10 protein-coding genes and 2 tRNA genes are annotated in these 16,579 nt (G+C 57.7%); 10 read left to right on the top strand and 2 right to left on the bottom strand.

Features of this window, described 5'->3' with window-relative positions:
• The first annotated feature begins 333 nt into the window (after positions 1–333).
• From BM254_RS16430 to BM254_RS16415, 4 genes are all read left to right on the top strand, one after another.
• On the top strand, positions 334–1,377 hold the full coding sequence (locus BM254_RS16430) for an MBL fold metallo-hydrolase (protein ID WP_092006305.1): 1,044 nt from the start codon (positions 334–336) through the stop codon (positions 1,375–1,377).
• A gap of 57 nt (positions 1,378–1,434) precedes the next feature.
• Complete coding sequence (locus tag BM254_RS16425; protein ID WP_092006302.1) at positions 1,435–2,169, top strand: ZIP family metal transporter; 735 nt, start codon at positions 1,435–1,437, stop codon at positions 2,167–2,169.
• Between the two features lie 160 nt (positions 2,170–2,329).
• The gene (locus tag BM254_RS16420; RefSeq protein ID WP_092006299.1) at positions 2,330–3,451 is read left to right on the top strand and encodes a metallophosphoesterase family protein; all 1,122 of its coding nucleotides are present in this window, start codon (positions 2,330–2,332) and stop codon (positions 3,449–3,451) included.
• Positions 3,448–6,096 (top strand): AAA family ATPase, encoded by a 2,649-nt coding sequence (locus BM254_RS16415; RefSeq protein WP_092006296.1) that lies wholly within the window; start codon positions 3,448–3,450, stop codon positions 6,094–6,096. The genes BM254_RS16420 and BM254_RS16415 overlap by 4 nt, the downstream gene beginning before the upstream one ends.
• A 48-nt stretch (positions 6,097–6,144) precedes the next feature.
• Here the strand turns inward: BM254_RS16415 and BM254_RS16410 are convergent, their stop codons facing one another.
• Positions 6,145–6,351 (bottom strand): cold-shock protein, encoded by a 207-nt coding sequence (locus BM254_RS16410; RefSeq protein ID WP_092006293.1) that lies wholly within the window; start codon positions 6,349–6,351, stop codon positions 6,145–6,147.
• Positions 6,352–6,727: 376 nt separating this feature from the next.
• Here BM254_RS16410 and BM254_RS16405 point away from each other — a divergent pair, with 376 nt between their 5' ends.
• The 6 genes from BM254_RS16405 (at position 6,728) to BM254_RS16380 (ending at position 14,130) form a co-directional block, all read left to right on the top strand.
• The gene (locus tag BM254_RS16405; protein WP_092006290.1) at positions 6,728–7,513 is read left to right on the top strand and encodes a rhodanese-like domain-containing protein; all 786 of its coding nucleotides are present in this window, start codon (positions 6,728–6,730) and stop codon (positions 7,511–7,513) included.
• A 184-nt stretch (positions 7,514–7,697) separates the two neighbouring features.
• Positions 7,698–7,773, top strand: a tRNA-Gly gene (locus tag BM254_RS16400).
• 87 nt (positions 7,774–7,860) lie between these two features.
• Positions 7,861–7,934, top strand: a tRNA-Cys gene (locus BM254_RS16395).
• A 172-nt stretch (positions 7,935–8,106) separates the two neighbouring features.
• Positions 8,107–9,822, top strand: a complete 1,716-nt coding sequence (locus tag BM254_RS16390) for an NADH-ubiquinone oxidoreductase-F iron-sulfur binding region domain-containing protein (protein ID WP_092006287.1) — start codon at positions 8,107–8,109, stop codon at positions 9,820–9,822.
• A gap of 11 nt (positions 9,823–9,833) precedes the next feature.
• On the top strand, positions 9,834–12,695 hold the full coding sequence (gene fdhF, locus BM254_RS16385; RefSeq protein ID WP_092006283.1) for a formate dehydrogenase subunit alpha: 2,862 nt from the start codon (positions 9,834–9,836) through the stop codon (positions 12,693–12,695).
• Positions 12,696–12,837: 142 nt separating this feature from the next.
• Entirely contained in the window at positions 12,838–14,130 is a 1,293-nt protein-coding gene (locus BM254_RS16380) for a sensor domain-containing diguanylate cyclase (RefSeq protein ID WP_092006281.1), read from the top strand.
• Positions 14,131–14,187: 57 nt separating this feature from the next.
• On the opposite strand, the gene BM254_RS16375 is transcribed toward BM254_RS16380, so the two are convergent.
• Complete coding sequence (locus BM254_RS16375; RefSeq protein WP_092006278.1) at positions 14,188–16,320, bottom strand: hypothetical protein; 2,133 nt, start codon at positions 16,318–16,320, stop codon at positions 14,188–14,190.
• Positions 16,321–16,579: the final 259 nt, after the last annotated feature.

Raw genomic sequence — 16,579 nt, 5'->3', positions numbered from 1 at the left:
ATCCGGAGCCGGTTCGTTGATGCGCGGCAGGCCCGCTACAGGTGCTGCTTGGTTTTCCATAGAAATGTCCTCTTGAGATTGGGTTGTCAGTTGACGGGTTCAAAGATAGGCCTACACCGTAATTCCTGCAAGGAATAACCTTATATCGAGATAATATATTGTATCTATCGTAACTTGAGCTGAGGGTCGGTGCGCTCTAAGTAACTGAAATTAAAAACGTGGTTTTCATTAGGCCTGAACGTGGTCTCTCTGTGGCGCAACGGAGGGAGGCGTCTATACTGTTTGCACTGATGAAAAATTCTGCTCCATGGACTGCCTGAAGAGGGACCTGTCATGATATTCCGGCAACTGTCTGACGATGTATCTTCGACCTTTACTTATCTCCTGGCGGATGAGGAAAACAAAGAGGCAATCCTGATCGACGCAGTGTTCTCCCAGGCCAAGAGGGACCTGGCACTGCTGGACGAACTCGGTCTGACACTGGTGCTCGCTGCGGATACCCACGCCCATGCGGATCACATCACCGCCGCTTGGCTGCTCAAACAGAAAACGGGCTGCAGAATTGCCTCCGCCAAAGCCATAGGAGCAGAGCATGTGGATGTTCCACTCGAAGATGGTCAGGAATTCGGCGTGGCGGGGGTCACACTTCGGGCCATATCGACGCCGGGTCATACCGACGGGTGTATGAGCTATGTCATGGCCGACCAGTCAATGGTGTTCACCGGCGATGCCTTGCTGATCCGGGGTTGTGGCCGCAGTGATTTCCAGCAGGGAAGTGCCCATAAACTGTTTGAGTCCATCACCAGCAAACTGTTTGCGCTGCCGGATACCTGCCTGGTCTATCCGGCCCACGACTATCATGGTCGGAGCGTCAGCACCATCGGGGAAGAAAAAGCATTCAATGCCCGTGTGGGCGGAGGGGCGAATGAAACGGATTTCGTGGAGTACATGAACGCCATGAAGCTTCCCCATCCCAAAAAAATCGATGAGGCTCTACCGGCCAACCTTCGCAGCGGTTGCCCTGAAGATGGAAAGCTGCCCGAGGAGCCGGATTGGGCCGATATCCGGCTAACCTACGCCGGGGTCCCTGAAATCGGGGAAGAGTGGCTTGAGCATCACCTTGATGAGGTAACAGTTCTTGACGTCAGGCTTGCTGAGGAAGTCAAAGACTGCCCGGTCACCGAAGCACTGGTGGATCTGCACATCCCTCTGGACCAGCTAAGGTCACGGGTTGACGATGTCCCCAGGGAAAAACCCGTAGTCGCGCTCTGTCGCTCCGGCCGACGGTCAGCTATGGCGGTCAATATTCTCAGGGAGAACGGTTTTGAGAAGGTGGCCAGTCTGAGTCGCGGACTCATGGAAATCACGAGAAATTAAAGGGATATAACTTTTACCTAAACTATTTTCTCAACCCAGGGAGAGCCAGGCGCCTGCATGGATGATACCTTCTGGACTGCGCTGACAACGAGCATCCTTGCCGCACTGGTCACATCCATCGGCATTTTTACGATCCGCCGCTTTGCAGATTGGGGGCATCGAAACACCACCTACTTTATCTGCTTTGCGGCGGGTGTTCTCATTTCGGCCTCCTTTCTCCATATCATCCCGAAATCCTTTTCCATGAACCCGGATGCACCGGTGTGGCTCCTGGTGGGTTTCATGGGGCTGCATCTGTTCAATCGTTTTCTGACGGCCTTTGTCTGCGAAAAGAACCCGGCGAGAAAGGACTATGTGATTGGCGTCATCCCGATGCTGGGGATCGGGTTCCACACGTTCATTGACGGCTTTATCTATTCAATCTCGTTCTCTGTGAGCATCTTCACCGGCTATCTCGCGACCGTGGGGATGGTGCTTCACGAGTTCCCGGAAGGGATCATTACCTATCTTCTCCTTGTTCGGGGCGGGGTTGCCCCGAAAGTGGCCGTGATGCTCGCGTTTCTGGCGGCGGCCGCTACAACACCGCTCGGTATGCTTGTTTCATATCCACTGGTTAATAACATTGATCAGCAGGCTCTCGGCGCCTTGCTCTCGTTGTCTGCAGGCGCCCTTGTCTACGTCGGTGCAACACACCTTCTGCCCAGAGCGGAGCAGGAACAGAAGAAGTTCAGCCTGGTTGCCCTGGCTGGGGGTGTGCTGGTTGCTGTGGTGATTGTCGCGTCCAAGGCATGATGAAAATGGGGTCAGATGAAAACGTTCATCTGACCCCGCCTTTTCCGCTTTCTTCCGCAGCCCAAAGCTCCCGCCAATCAGAGTGTTGTGCAATTTTCTTCAGGTACGGGTAACCTTGATTGCGTGTCGAGAGAGCATGCATTCGGACAGGGGAATATTTGTGCCCAGATTTCTTCATACCGCAGACTGGCAGATGGGCCGGTCGTTCAGTCGTTTTGAAACGGAAGATGGCGCTGCGCTGGTGGAGGCCCGTTACGCGGCCATCGAAAGGCTGGCTCAACTGGCGGTCGAGCAGGAATGCGATGCGGTCCTGGTGGCGGGTGATGTATTCGACGCCCAGGGAGTATCCGACCGGACTATTCGCCGTGTATTCAACGCGACCAGTGCGTTCAAAGGCCCCTGGGTCATGCTCCCCGGTAACCACGATGCCGCCCTTGCCGAGAGTGTCTGGACGCGGGCCCGGAGGCTCAAGGCAGTACCCGATAACATTCACCTTGCCCTTGAGCCGGATGTGATCCTGCTGAAAGAGCAGGGCATTGCCGTACTCAGCGCACCGCTGACCCAGCGTCATACCTACAGTGATCTGACCGAAGACTTCAGCGAGCGCGAGACGCCCGCCGGTCTTCTGCGGGTCGGTCTGGCCCATGGCAGCGTACAGGGTGTTCTGCCGGATGAAGTGGATGCGACCAACCCGATTGCACCGAACCGGGCGGAGCAGGCCAACCTTGATTACCTGGCGTTGGGCGATTGGCACGGCGCCAAGCAGATCAACGAGCGAAGCTGGTACAGCGGTACGCCGGAGCCGGAACGTTTCCGCAACAACGAAGCCGGTTATGCCCTGATAGTTGATATTTCCGAGCCTGGTGCGGTACCTGACATCAAAAGCGTTGATATCGCCCGCTATCGTTGGCATCAGTGGCGGGAAACGCTATCTGTGCCCTCAGACCTGGACGGCTTGATCCAGCGTATGGAAGAGCTTCCGGAAGCGTCGGTTCTGGATATCCGCCTCGATGGCGCCATTACCCTGGAAGGTCTGCAGCGCCTCGATCACGCGCTTTCGTTGGCGGAGGCCCGGTTCCGAAGCGTCAGTTGCGACCGTGCCGCCCTCCAGCTCGAGCCTACCGAAGAGGATATTGCGGCGCTTAACGCCGATGGCTACCTTGGGGAAACCATCGAGGAGTTGAGGCAGCTCCAGCTGGGAGACCACCCGGAACCGGCAAGGGATGCTCTGGCTATCCTTACCGGCCTGCTCAACAGCGGTAAGCAGGAGGTGAACCAGTGAGACTCGAAAGACTGAGTATCGAACAGGTTCGCCAGTTCCGGAACCCCATTACCCTCGATGGTCTCCAGCCGGGTATCAACCTGATCCACGGCCCGAACGAATCCGGTAAAAGCACTCTGGTGCGAGCCATCCGGGCCGCCTTTTTTGAGCGGCACCGCTCCAAATCCGTGGAAGACCTGCGCCCCTGGGGCGACTCTGCAGCGGCCCCGTCGATTGAGCTGGGGTTCGAGCACGGCGGCCACCAGTGGTCACTGACCAAAAGCTTCCTCCAGCGTAAACGTTGTGATCTGCAGGTGGATGGCCAGAGTTTCAGTGGTGAAGAGGCAGAAGAGAAACTTGCGGAGTTGCTGGGTTATCAGTTCCCCAAGAAAGGTGCGAGCAAGGAAGAGCACTGGGGTATCCCAGGGTTGCTCTGGGTCGAGCAGGGTACCGGCCAGGATATCGAGAAGGCCGTTGAGCACGCCGGCGATCACCTGAAATCCGCCCTCAACAATCTGGTTGGCGAAGTGGCCAGCACCGGTGGTGATGACGTGATCCAGGCCGTCGAGAAACAGCGGGCGGAGCTGCTTACCGGAACCGGAAAACCCCGGGGGGAATATCTGCAGCTGGAAAAGGAGCGGGCCGAGCTGGAAGTCGAGATTGCTGAGTTGCAGGCACGGATCGGGCAATACCAGGCCCAGGTGGATCGCCTTGGCACACTGACGGCGGAGTTTGAGAAAGCGAATCGGGAGCGGCCCTGGGAAGAGGCCCGACGCAGGATGGAGCAGGCTCAGGAACAATTTCGTCAGGTCGAGTCACTTCAGGCGCAGCAGGTCAGAGAGCAGGAGACACTCGATCATGTGCGCCAGAATCTGAATCTACTCCGCCAGAATCTGGAACAGATGCAGAGTCAGGGCAAAAAACTGGAACAGCGTGAAACCGATCTCCGTAAGGCCCGGGAGATTCTGGCACAGGAGGAGGCTCGAACTCCCGCTTTCGACAAGGCTCTTCAGGATGCGCGTGAAAGCTATGACGCAGCGATCAAGATCGTCGAACAGGCCCGCCAGTTGGAAAGTCTGACCAGGCTCAAACAGGAAGTCACCCGGCTGGAAAACCAGCACAAGACTCTCCGGCAAAACCTGGATAAGGCCACCGAATTCCAGCAAAAACTGGACGAGGCCAGAAAGCAGAAGCAGGAGAACAGGATTGACCCCGATCTGGTGCAACAGGCCAGGGTGACCCAGCGCCAGCTGGACGAAGAAGCAATCAGATCCCAGACCATAGCCACACGCCTGACCTGGCAGCTGGAGCAGGGGCACAGCCTGCATCTCAGTGACGAAAGCATCGAGGGTGAGGGCGAACGTCGCCTCCTTGAGGAGACCACCCTGGAGATTCCCGGTGTGGGACGCCTTGGAATCACGCCGGGTGGAGAAGATCTGGCAAGTGTCCGGCGCACCCTGGCGCACCTTGAGCAAACCCTGAGTGAACATCTTCGAGCACTTGGCGTCCCTAACGTTGAAGATGCGGAACAGAAGCTGGCCCGGCTTCGGGATGCGGAGAACCGGCTGAAGCACACTGAGGATCTGTTGGCGTCGGTTGCGCCGCAGGGGCTGGAACGTCTTCGGACTGAAACCCGGGATACCCTGGCGGACCTGGAGGCTCGAAAAGGGGAGCTCAATGCGCTACTGAAATCTGCAGAAGTGGGTGATACCAATCTCCCGGGCTTTACTGAGGCAGAAAGGGCCAGGAAAGAGGCGGAGCAGCGTCTTTCCGAGGCCGAAACTGCCCGGAGCAAGCACCAGACGGCCATCCTGACTGCCAGACAGAATGTCGAGAACGCCAACCGGGAATGGCAGCAACTCAGGGAGGAATTGAACAATTCCGAAAGCCAGCGCCAGCTTCGTGAACTCGGCGACAAAATCACGGAATCGGAGAAGCGGGAAGCGACAGTGCTGGGTAACCTGGAGGCACTGACCAGAAAGATACGTGAGGCCCGACCGGAATTGCTTCAACAGGATATCCAGCGCTTCCGGCAGGCGGCAGACACGCAGCAGAAAGCGCAGGAAAACCGGGAGCGGGAACTCCGGGATATAAGGGTCCGGCTGGAAGCCTGGGGGGCAGAAGGTCTTGAGGAACTGCTCAGCGAGAAATTCGGGGAGTTTGAGCACATCAATCGCCGCTACGATGAACTGCACCGGCGTGCCCGGGCGCTTGATCTGCTTTTGAATGTGCTTACCGGGAAACGTCAGGCGTTGACACGTCGCTTGCAGGCACCGCTACAAAAACACCTGGATCACTACCTTTCGGTACTCTTCCCGGAGGCGACGCTGGAGGTGGATGAACACTTGATGCCGGGCAGGTTTACCCGTGGTGACGAGCTGGGACAGATGACGGAACTGAGTTTCGGGGCGAGGGAGCAGATGGGGCTGATCAGCAGGTTGGCCTATGCGGACCTGCTAAAGGACGCAGGGCGACCAACGCTGATTATCCTGGACGATACCCTGGTTCACTCCGATGCGGAGCGGCTGGATGGAATGAAACGGATTCTGTTCGATGCGGCGCAGCGGCACCAGATTCTGTTGTTCACCTGCCACCCGGAAAACTGGCAGGATCTGGGCGTCGAGCCCAGGGATCTGCAGGCGCTGAAGATTGAGCCAGTACCCTGAAACGAAAAAAGGCAGCCGAAGCTGCCTTTTTCGTGATTTGGCTGTTAGTTACAGACCAACCACGTTTTCCGCCTGAGGACCTTTCTGGCCCTGGGTCACGGTGAACTCGACCTGCTGGCCTTCAGCCAGAGTCTTGAAACCGCCGCCCTGAATAGCGCTGTAGTGAACGAATACGTCCGGGCCGCTTTCGCGAGTGATGAAGCCGAAGCCCTTGGATTCGTTGAAGAACTTGACGGTGCCGGTAGTAGTAGACATAGATAAAATCCTGAATTCAATATTTTCAATGTGCCGCCAGGAATCGTTGTGATCACTGATCAGCGTTGTGCGGGAAACAAAAAACTGGCGGAATCAAAAACAGGACTTGCTAATACTTGGCAGTGTCTTATTGATGAAATGCTTTGCTAAATCTTTCCAACGAGGCCCACTGTACTCCTGCTGTTACCAAAAGCCTAGCTTTTTCTCGTAGGCATTTACACGTGCTGGGGGAAAGGTCTCTTTTCGTTGCAAATGCTAACCGATGAACACATAAGCTGAGGGCGACCTTACAAAACATTGCCAATATTACCTTGCCGCCTGGTGATGCGCGGATCAAATTTAACGTGTATCGACACTGCACAAGGATGTAATACTGATGATCAAGCTACAGCACTCTGTGGTTCTCTGCATACTTCTGTTGTTCTCCGGGTTTCTGCAAGCGGATGAAGGGTTCCCCGGAAGAAAGCTCTATCCCACGGTTGATGCCATTGAGCTGGATGAACTCCGGCAGCAACTGGACGAACTGACCGTTGTGGATGTCCGCTCCCGATTCGAATACGACACGCTCCACATAGCTGGTGCCCACCATGTCGCCCTCTCGGACCGGGATTTCGCGGCTCGGGTTGCGAGTCTGGAAGCTGAATCTGGCAAACCCCTGGTCTTCTATTGTAACGGCCGAACCTGCGAAAAATCCTACCGGGCGGTGGCCAAGACAGAGCATGAAAGCACTACAGCGCCTCGGTCCTTCGATGCCGGAATCTTCGACTGGGCCCGCGCCAATCCCGACCGTACCGTTCTGCTCGGCCAGCCACTGGACGATGCCGGCAAACTGCTCACCCGGGAAAAATTCGAGGCTCACCTGTTGCCGCCGGATCAGTTCGGCCGCGAACTCCAGGCAGCCGGCTTTGCGGTCGATGCCCGGGATTCCAAGGAACGTGCCGGGCTGGCACTGTTCATGGGCTGGGAGAAGAGAATTCCCTTCGACAACCGTGCGAAGTGGGACCGACTGCTCGCCGAACGGACCGATAACACCAAGCCCTTGCTGATTTACGATGCGGTAGGTAAGCAGGTGCAGTGGCTGCAATATTTCCTGGAAGCCAGGGGTGTGCAAAACTATTACTTCATGGCCGGCGGTGCGAAAGCCTTCTTCGATACTCTTTAAGGGCTTGCCGGCAGTTTATTCTCGATATTTGATCGTGCGCCGCGCTGGTTCCAAAATCAGGGCGGGCGCACAAACTTTAATCAACAAATCCCTATAAAACAGAAACTTGAAAAAAAGTATTGACGACGGAACCGTAATCCGTAGAATACGCAGCCGTTGACGAGGCAATGCCTCTGAACACAGAGCGGGAATAGCTCAGTTGGTAGAGCACAACCTTGCCAAGGTTGGGGTCGCGAGTTCGAATCTCGTTTCCCGCTCCAATTTCTCTCCGGTCAGCCGGTTGGAAATCACAATTCAAGTCTCTCAATGCCTCCTGAGAGCAAAAGCCAGCATCAAAGGCTTTCCCCGGCGCGGTGGCAGAGTGGTTATGCAGCGGACTGCAACTCCGTGTACGCCGGTTCGATTCCGACCCGCGCCTCCATTATTTCCTCTTGATTTCCAGCAGTCCGAAACTGCAGGTTAGGGCCGTTTTCCTATCCAATCAGTTTACGATCGTCTGGTGGCACCACACCCTGATATGCTTCAATAGCTCGTAAAGAGTCAGGCTAGCCAACAAGGCTGTCTTTGTGTGTTTCAGGGCCTGGTCAAAAACAATGAGAACAGACGAAAAGAAGGTCAAACCCCGGCGCTCTGCACCTCGTGGTCGCCAACTGGAACCCGCCGTATTGTCGGAGCTGCGGGACCTGATCGGTGACGAACGCAACGATCCGTCTTTACGCCGCCGGGATCGCCTGATCGAGCACCTGCACGCACTGCAGGACACCTATGGTCACCTCTCAATGCCTCGCCTCCGGGCCCTGGCAGCCTTCATGAATCAGCCCATGGCCGCCATTTATGAAACGGCCACCTTTTACGCCCATTTCGACGTTATTCACGACGAACAAACGCCACCACCTGCGTTGACTTTACGGGTGTGTGACTCGCTCTCCTGTCGTTTGGCCGGAGCGGAGGCGTTGCATCAGGCGCTGTCTGAAGGAGCTGATCCCGAAACTGTGAGGGTAAAGCGCGCGCCCTGTATGGGTCGCTGCGACACTGCGCCCGTGGTGGCCGTGGGGCAGCACCATGTGCTGAATGCCAACGCCGAGAATGTTGGGGCCGCGTTAGAGCAGAGGCAGGTCCAGCCAGAGGGCGTCTCCTGGCAACGTCTGTCGGATTATCGTTCGGCCGGTGGTTACCAACTGCTAACAGATTGCCGTGAAGGCCGGGTGAACCTCGAATCGCTGGAGAAGGAACTGGAGCATGCCGGCCTGCGCGGCCTCGGCGGCGCCGGATTTCCTACCTTCCGCAAGTGGCAGGCAGTGCGGGCCGAGCCGGGGCCACGCTACGCAGTGATCAACGCCGACGAAGGGGAACCGGGCACTTTCAAAGATCGCTATTACCTGGAACGTGAACCCCATGGATTCCTGGAGGGCGCGCTGGTTAGCGCCTGGGCGGTTGAGGCGAAGGCCTTATACATTTATCTGCGGGACGAGTACCCCGGCCTGCAGGGTGTGCTGAAAGAGGCCATTGCCGAGCTGGAAGCAGCCGCAATCGTCAACCCGGGCTTCGTGATCTTGCGTCGGGGAGCGGGAGCCTATATCTGTGGCGAGGAATCCGCCCTGATCGAGTCCCTGGAGGGCAAACCCGGCAAGCCACGCCATCGCCCGCCTTTCGTTGCCCAGAAAGGACTTTTTGGCCAGCCCACCCTGGTCAACAACGTCGAGACGGTCTACTGGATCCCGCGCATCCACGCCGGGGGCGCCGACTGGTTCGCCAGTCAGGGGCGGCATGGTCGTCGCGGCCTTCGAAGCTTTTCTGTATCTGGTCGGGTCGCTCGGCCCGGGGTTCACCTCGCCCCCGCGGGCATCACCCTCAATGAATTGATAGAGGAATACTGCGGCGGCATGGCGGAAGGGCATCGCCTGCTGGCCTATCTGCCCGGCGGGGCCTCCGGCGGCATACTGCCCGCAAGCAAAGCAGATATTCCCCTGGATTTCGATACCTTGCAGGAGCACGGATGTTTCATCGGCTCTGCTGCGGTGATTGTTCTGTCTGAACAGGACGATCTGGCCGCGGCAGCCCGCAACCTTCTGAGCTTTTTCGCGGATGAATCCTGCGGGCAGTGCACTCCCTGCCGTGTGGGCACCGAGAAAATGCTCACGTTGCTGGAACGCGACACCTGGGATGAGCAGACGCTCCAACAGTTGGCCAGAGTAATGACCGATGCCTCCATCTGCGGTCTCGGCCAGGCCGCACCCAATCCGGTGCTGAGTCTGCTGCGAGATTTCCGCAGCGAACTCGCCAGCAGCAACCTGATAGCGAAAGGTTAGGGGAGGCAACCATGAGCGCAAGCTTTACCCTGACGCTCGACGACGTTGAAGTTCAGGCCTACCCCGGCGAAACCCTGTGGCAGGTTGCCAAGCGCGCTGGCGAGACCATTCCGCACCTGTGCTTCAAAGACGCGCCAGGTTACCGGGCTGATGGAAATTGCCGCGCTTGCATGGTGGAGATCGAAGGGGAGCGGGTGCTCGCCGCAAGCTGTATCCGCGAGGCAGCGCCCGGCATGGTCGTGCGAAGTGCAGGCTCCGCCCGTGCCCAGGAAGCCAGGAGGGGGGTACTGGAATTGCTGCTGGCCGATCAGCCCGAGCGAGCGCAAAGTCCGGACCAGTCTAGCCACCTGTGGCATACGGCGGATGAATTGGCTATCGATGCCAGCGCCGTTCGCCAGCGCCTCCCGGCCCGTTCGGATCGCGACGAGCCCACGGTTCACCATGTTGTGCCTCGATCGGATTCGCTGACCCATGCCCGGGGCCATGACACCAGTCACTCCGCCATGAGCGTCAATCTGGACGCCTGCATCACCTGCGGCTTGTGCGAGCGTGCGTGCCGCGAGGTTCAGGGCAACGACGTCATTGGTCTGGCGCACCGTGGCGCCGCATCCAAGGTGGTGTTCGATTTCGATGATCCCATGGGGGACAGCACCTGTGTTGCCTGTGGCGAATGCGTGCAGGCCTGCCCGACCGGGGCTTTGATGCCCGCCACCCTGATTGATGCCGAGGGCCGCGGAGACTCCACCATGGCCGATCGCACCGTCGACTCCGTCTGCCCCTATTGCGGGGTGGGTTGCCAGCTGACCTATCACGTGAAAGACGAGCCTTCCCATGCGCAACTAAAGGCAGGCGAGCCGCGAGGGCGTATTCTCTTTGTCGAAGGCAAAGACGGGCCCTCAAACCAGGGCCGGCTGTGTGTGAAGGGCCGTTTCGGCTTTGATTATCCATCACACCCGGCACGTCTTACCCGCCCGCTGATCCGTCGGGAGGGCGTCCCCAAGGGTCTTGATCCCGACTTTGATCCGGCCAATCCGTTAACCCACTTTCGAGAGGCACGCTGGGAAGAGGCGCTGGATCTGGCAGCAAACGGGTTAACCCAGCTTAAAGGACAATACGGCGCTGACGCGCTCGCCGGCTTTGGCAGCGCCAAGTGCTCCAACGAAGAAGCCTGGCTGTTCCAGAAACTGGTGCGTACGGGCTTTGGTTCCAACCATGTTGACCACTGTACCCGGCTCTGTCACGCCAGCTCCGTGGCGGCGTTAATGGAGTGTCTGGGCTCTGGCGCGGTCACCGCCTCGTTCATGCAGGCGCTTCAGGCGGATGTGGTGATCCTCACCGGCTGCAACCCGGCCGTTAACCATCCGGTGGCCGCCACCTACTTCAAACAGGCGGCGCGAAACGGCACCAAACTCATCATCATTGATCCCCGGGGCCAGGCACTGGACGCCTACGCCTGGCGCAGCCTGCGTTTCTCGCCGGGAGGCGACGTGGCAATGTTCAACGCCATGCTCCACGTGATCATCGATGAGGGGCTGTTTGACCAAACCTACATCGATGCCCACACCGAGGGCTTCGAGGCACTGGCAGCAAGTGTCTCGAACATGACCCCGGAGGTGATGAGCTCCCTCTGTGGCGTTGAACCGGAAGCCATTCGCGAAGTGGCCCGGGCCTATGCCGGCGCCGATCGGGCGATGATTTTCTGGGGCATGGGCATTTCCCAGCATGTGCATGGTACCGACAACGCCCGTTGCCTGATCTCAATGGCCCTTGCGTGCGGCCACACCGGCCGGCCCGGCACTGGTCTGCACCCCTTGCGGGGGCAAAACAATGTTCAGGGCGCCTCGGACGCCGGCCTGATCCCCATGGTCCTGCCCGACTACCAACCGGTGGGAGACACCCAGCTGCGCGCCGCTTTTGAAGAACTCTGGGGCACGAAACTTGATCCTGAACCGGGGCTCACCGTTGTCGAGATTATGAACGCTATTCTGGCGGGGACAATCAAGGGCATGTACATTCTCGGCGAAAACCCTGCGATGTCTGACCCGGATCTGACCCACGCCCGGGCAGCGCTTGCGGCTCTCGAACATTTGGTGGTGCAGGACCTGTTTGTCACCGAGACTGCCCAGTTTGCCGACGTCATCCTGCCCGCCGCCGCCTGGTCGGAAAAGTCCGGCACCGTCACCAACACCAACCGGCAGGTGCAGATGGGCCGTGCCGCTCTGGCGCCGCCCGGTGAGGCAAAACCCGACTGGTGGATTATCCAGGAAATGGCCCGCCGTTTCGGGCTGGGGTGGAACTACGCGGGCCCCGAGCAGGTATTCTCCGAGATGAAGCAGGGCATGCATTCGCTCGATCATATCTCCTGGGCCCGCCTGGAACGCGAAGGTTCCGTGACCTATCCATGCCCCGCCGACGACGCACCAGGGCAGGATGTGGTCTTCTCCGATGCCTTCCCTCGCGTCGGGGGGCGGGCCAGGTTCTCGCCGACCCGGCCGCTGCCGCCGGATGAGCCGGTGGATGAGTCGTATCCCATCGTTCTAACCACCGGACGCCTTCTGGAGCACTGGCACACCGGCGCCATGACCCGTCGCAGCCGGGTACTGGATGAGCGGGAGCCAGAAGCAGCGGCCTTCCTTGCGCCCGATGAGTTGACTCGCCTTGGTGTCGAATCGGGAGACCCAATCCATATTGTCACCCGGCGCGGCAGCATCACCCTGACGGCACGAGCCGATCAGACCATGCCCGAGGGCATGGTGTTCGTACCCTTTGCCTTCGTGGAAGCGGCGGCCAACCTGCTTACCAACCCGGCGCTGGACCCGGACGGGAAGATTCCGGAGTTCAAGTATGCGGCCTGCCGACTGAGCCCGGCGTAATGCGAATCCCCGTCTGTGCATCCCGTTTTCAGCTACACTTATTAGTCTGAATGTTTGTTCGGTTTTGAGGTCGCCGGATCGCGTCCGCCTTTAGATATGGGGGAGCGCTGGGCGACCGGAAATGCCAGGTCAGAGGGAAAGGATGCAGCTATCTCCGGAAACCCGTCTTAAGGCCATACTGGATGGCACCGGTGCAGGCACCTGGGAATGGAACCTGGACACCAACGATGTCATCTTTAACGAACGTTGGGCGGGCATGTTGGGGTACACCCTCGATGAGCTTGCTCCGGTGACCTTTGGTACCTGGGAACGCCTGTGCCATCCGGCAGATCTCGCCCTCGCGTGGAAAGCTCTAAAGAAATACCTGGATGGCAAAGGGCCTCAGTTTGAGTGTGTCATCCGGATGCGGCACAAGAATGGTGACTGGCGTTACATCCATACCCGCGGAATGCTGCTACACGGTACGCATACTGATCAACCACGCTGGCTCATGGGAACCCATCTCGATGTAACCGAAGAGAAGGTCACCGAGCACCGGCTGTCGCAACTGGCAGAGTCTCTGCCGGGCCTTATCTACACCTTTGTCATGGAACCGGACGGCGGCTACTACTTCACGTATATGAGCAGGAAGGTCGAGGATTTCTTTGGAATTACACCGGAGGAAGCCTGTTCCGATGCTGAGTTGCTTTTCCAGCATATTCACCCTGAAGATCGCGAGGCTGTTCATGATTCCATTGCCGACTCTTTCAGTACTCTCGAACAATGGGAATGCGATTACCGGGTCATCAACAGCGGAATGACCGGTTGGCTTCGGGGCGTGGCCAAGCCAGAGCAGGAGCCGGATGGCAAGGTGGTCTGGCAGGGTATGGTGATGAATATTGACGATGAAAAACGCCTGGAGCTGGAGCTCGAAAGACTGTCCGTTACCGATGAGCTTACCGGGCTATTCAATCGTCGCTACTTCCTGCGCAAACTGGAAGAGACTGCCGCCCAGCAGGATCGCTATGGCGGGGAGTTTTCCCTGGTTGCAGTTGATCTCGACCACTTCAAGGCAATCAACGATGCCTACGGTCACCCGGTCGGGGATGCGGTCCTGAAGCGGTTCGGTGAGCTGATCCAGCGCAGGGTGCGAAAATCCGACGTGGTAGCCCGGACCGGAGGTGAGGAATTTCTCATACTGATGCCACAGACGTCCCTTGAGAACGCGGCCCAGGTGGCGGAAGATCTCCGGCGCGCCATTGAAAACGAGAGCTTTGTCGGTGATGAGAGTCAGGATTTCCGGGTCACCCTGAGCGCCGGGGTGGTCAGCTGCATGGACGAGGTTGTGACGGTTCGTGATTTGCTTTCAATCTGTGACCGATCGCTTTATCGGGCAAAGCGACAGGGGCGTAACCGGATCATGGTGCAGTACCCATTATCCGGGAGGCAGGCATGACGTGGGCCGGATAGAATGAAAAACCCCGCCGAAGCGGGGTTTGAAGTCCGGTTTATGTCAGATGGCTTCCGGCAATGGATCCTGAATCACCGTGTGGATGAACTGAATGACATTGCGGGTATCTTCAGCCTGCTTGACGAAAGCTTCGATATTTACACCGCTGTATTGGTCGCTACCAAGCACACGCTCCCACACGTCTTCAGTGCGGTCGCCGTAGGCACAGCTGAGATCATCCGGTTGACGTTCCACGAAATCCACCTCGGCACCCGAGTAGATGGTTTCGGTGGTGTGGGTGAAGGTGCTGTAGTCCACGTAACCGCTCGGGAGATGTCCGACACCGCTACTGGAGCTATCCGCTTTCAAAAACTCTAACCCGGCTTCCGCAAGGGTTACATCAGTGAAGCTAGCGTCATCAATTACGAGCGTATGGGTCACCCAACTTCCGTCTACCATGATCTCAACATCGCCCTCCAGGCTGCCCCAGCGCATGAGTGCCCAATACATCGCCAGGCCAGCCAGGGGTGAGTCTACAGTCTTGTAGGTTACAGTGCCGGCTTCGGCATCTTCTACGCCATAGGCCAGGCGACCAGACAGATCCAATTGGAGACCAACCGAATTGTTGATGGAGTTCTCGACAACATCATACAGCGCCCGATCGAGAACCCGCGGATTGGTCAGCGCCACCCGAACCACGTTCAGGCGGCCAAGCTCCAGTTCAATCACTTCATCCTCAAAGCCTTCGACGATCTCGCATTCGCCGGAATCCGGGTCGAGTACCATTGGAACGAACCCACCGTTAACCGAGATCGGTTGGGGGCAGCCATTTTCATCCAGTACGGGAACGCCATTCACATCACGTTCCAGTTCCCAAAGGTCACCAAATACTTCCCCCTTGTTGGTAAAGTCGACGCCCTCGTTCAGGCCAAGCACGGTATTGATGAACACCAGGCCGTCAATGGTCAGGGGCACGCTCTTATTGGAGGCACCTCCAAGGAAGGAAGCGGCAGCGTGCATCAGGTCAAACCTTCCGTCCGCTGTGGGCAGGGTTTGCAGCGGTGCTTCCGGCATATCCTGGATAACATCGTGCATAAACACGATGGTGCGCCGGGCGTCGTCCGCATGGGTCATGAAGCCGTTGATGTTCACCCCATTGTAATCTTCGAGGCCGAATACCTGCTCCCAGGCATATCCTGTCTCATCACGGTAATGACAGGCGCTGCCGTCGTCATAATACTGGATGTAGCTCAAAGTCTGGGTTGCATAATCCAGTTGCCGGTCATGAACGGCTTGTGACAGATCGGCATAGCCATCATGCAAATCAACGCCATGGTCCCGCCCTGGCGTGCCGTCCCTTAAATAGGCGAGGTCACCGAGGTCCAGGTCCTCCCGGATCTCGAGCCATTGAGGCGCGATGGTCTGTCCGCCCTCGTGTTTCTCAGGGCCGAAACCAGCAATCCGACCTTCCTTGAGAAGTGCATTGTATAGGGCGAGGTTCTCACGCGGAGAGTCGATGGTGTTTTCAACCGGTAAACCGGTGACCGGATCACTGGAAACCAGGATCAGCCGCCCGGCAGGGTCAAGTTTGATCGATTCGGAGGCGTTGATGTTCTTGATGGCCTCTTCCAGAGCACGAGCGAAAACGGTCGGATTCTGGGTCATGGTGCGAACCATGTTCAGACGTCCGATCTCCAGTTCGATGGTGTACTGCTCGTAGCCTTCCTCCACTGCACAAACCGGCTCTTCTTCCAGAGTATCAATGACCATTGGCACCGTGTCAGTCGTGGTGCCGTCCGGAAGCGTGATTGTTTCCGAGGCGATGGGTTGTACGCAGCCCTGGGTATCCAGCACAGGAGCGCCATAGGCATCGCGTACGATCATCCACAAGTCACCAAACAGGTTCTGCGGATCATTGGGGACATCGTTCAGTCCCAGTGCCGAGTTGATAAAAATGACTGAATCCACCGAAAGCGGTATCTCTTTTCCGGTGGCGGCGCCAAGGAAAGACGCGGCACTATCTAGTACGGCCGGGGAAATATCGGCCTGGGGGATCGTTCCTCCGTTATCAATGACATCCGGCAAGCTGCCAAAGTTGGACGAGCTGCCATCGCAGCCAGCGAGGAAGGCAGAGGTCAGGAGGGTTCCAAAAAAAGCTTTTCTGTAGTTGTGCAAATACATCATGGCCACACCCATTGAAGATGTTACGCCGGAGCACCGTAACTAATACAAATCCGGACAGAAGCCGTCGATTGGCAACTACCTGGCAGGGCGTTGGTGGCCTTGCCTACCCCTTCTGCTCTTCTGTGTAAGATAACTATAGGTCCAGAATTTCTGAGCGTGGTAGATCTGGATCAAAAAATAGCCATCAGGAAGGAGCGGGTTGTACCTATGATTGCCGGTATAGAAATTTCCGGTTGAGCTGGCTTGGCGCTACTATGTTTTGAAAGGAACT

Origin of the sequence: Marinobacter pelagius (assembly GCF_900114925.1) — a bacterium.
GTDB classification, from domain to species: Bacteria; Pseudomonadota; Gammaproteobacteria; order Pseudomonadales; family Oleiphilaceae; genus Marinobacter; species Marinobacter pelagius.
Note: the sequence above shows the minus strand (reverse complement) of the source record. Positions and strands in the feature narration are given on the sequence as shown.

Coding starts and splice junctions, on each gene's coding strand:
- BM254_RS16430 (WP_092006305.1), top strand. CDS start 334: ATGATATTCCGGCAACTGTCTGACGATGTATCTTCGACCTTTACTTAT.
- BM254_RS16425 (WP_092006302.1), top strand. CDS start 1,435: ATGGATGATACCTTCTGGACTGCGCTGACAACGAGCATCCTTGCCGCA.
- BM254_RS16410 (WP_092006293.1), bottom strand. CDS start 6,351: ATGTCTACTACTACCGGCACCGTCAAGTTCTTCAACGAATCCAAGGGC.
- BM254_RS16405 (WP_092006290.1), top strand. CDS start 6,728: ATGATCAAGCTACAGCACTCTGTGGTTCTCTGCATACTTCTGTTGTTC.
- BM254_RS16390 (WP_092006287.1), top strand. CDS start 8,107: ATGAGAACAGACGAAAAGAAGGTCAAACCCCGGCGCTCTGCACCTCGT.
- fdhF (WP_092006283.1), top strand. CDS start 9,834: ATGAGCGCAAGCTTTACCCTGACGCTCGACGACGTTGAAGTTCAGGCC.
- BM254_RS16380 (WP_092006281.1), top strand. CDS start 12,838: ATGCAGCTATCTCCGGAAACCCGTCTTAAGGCCATACTGGATGGCACC.
- BM254_RS16375 (WP_092006278.1), bottom strand. CDS start 16,320: ATGGGTGTGGCCATGATGTATTTGCACAACTACAGAAAAGCTTTTTTT.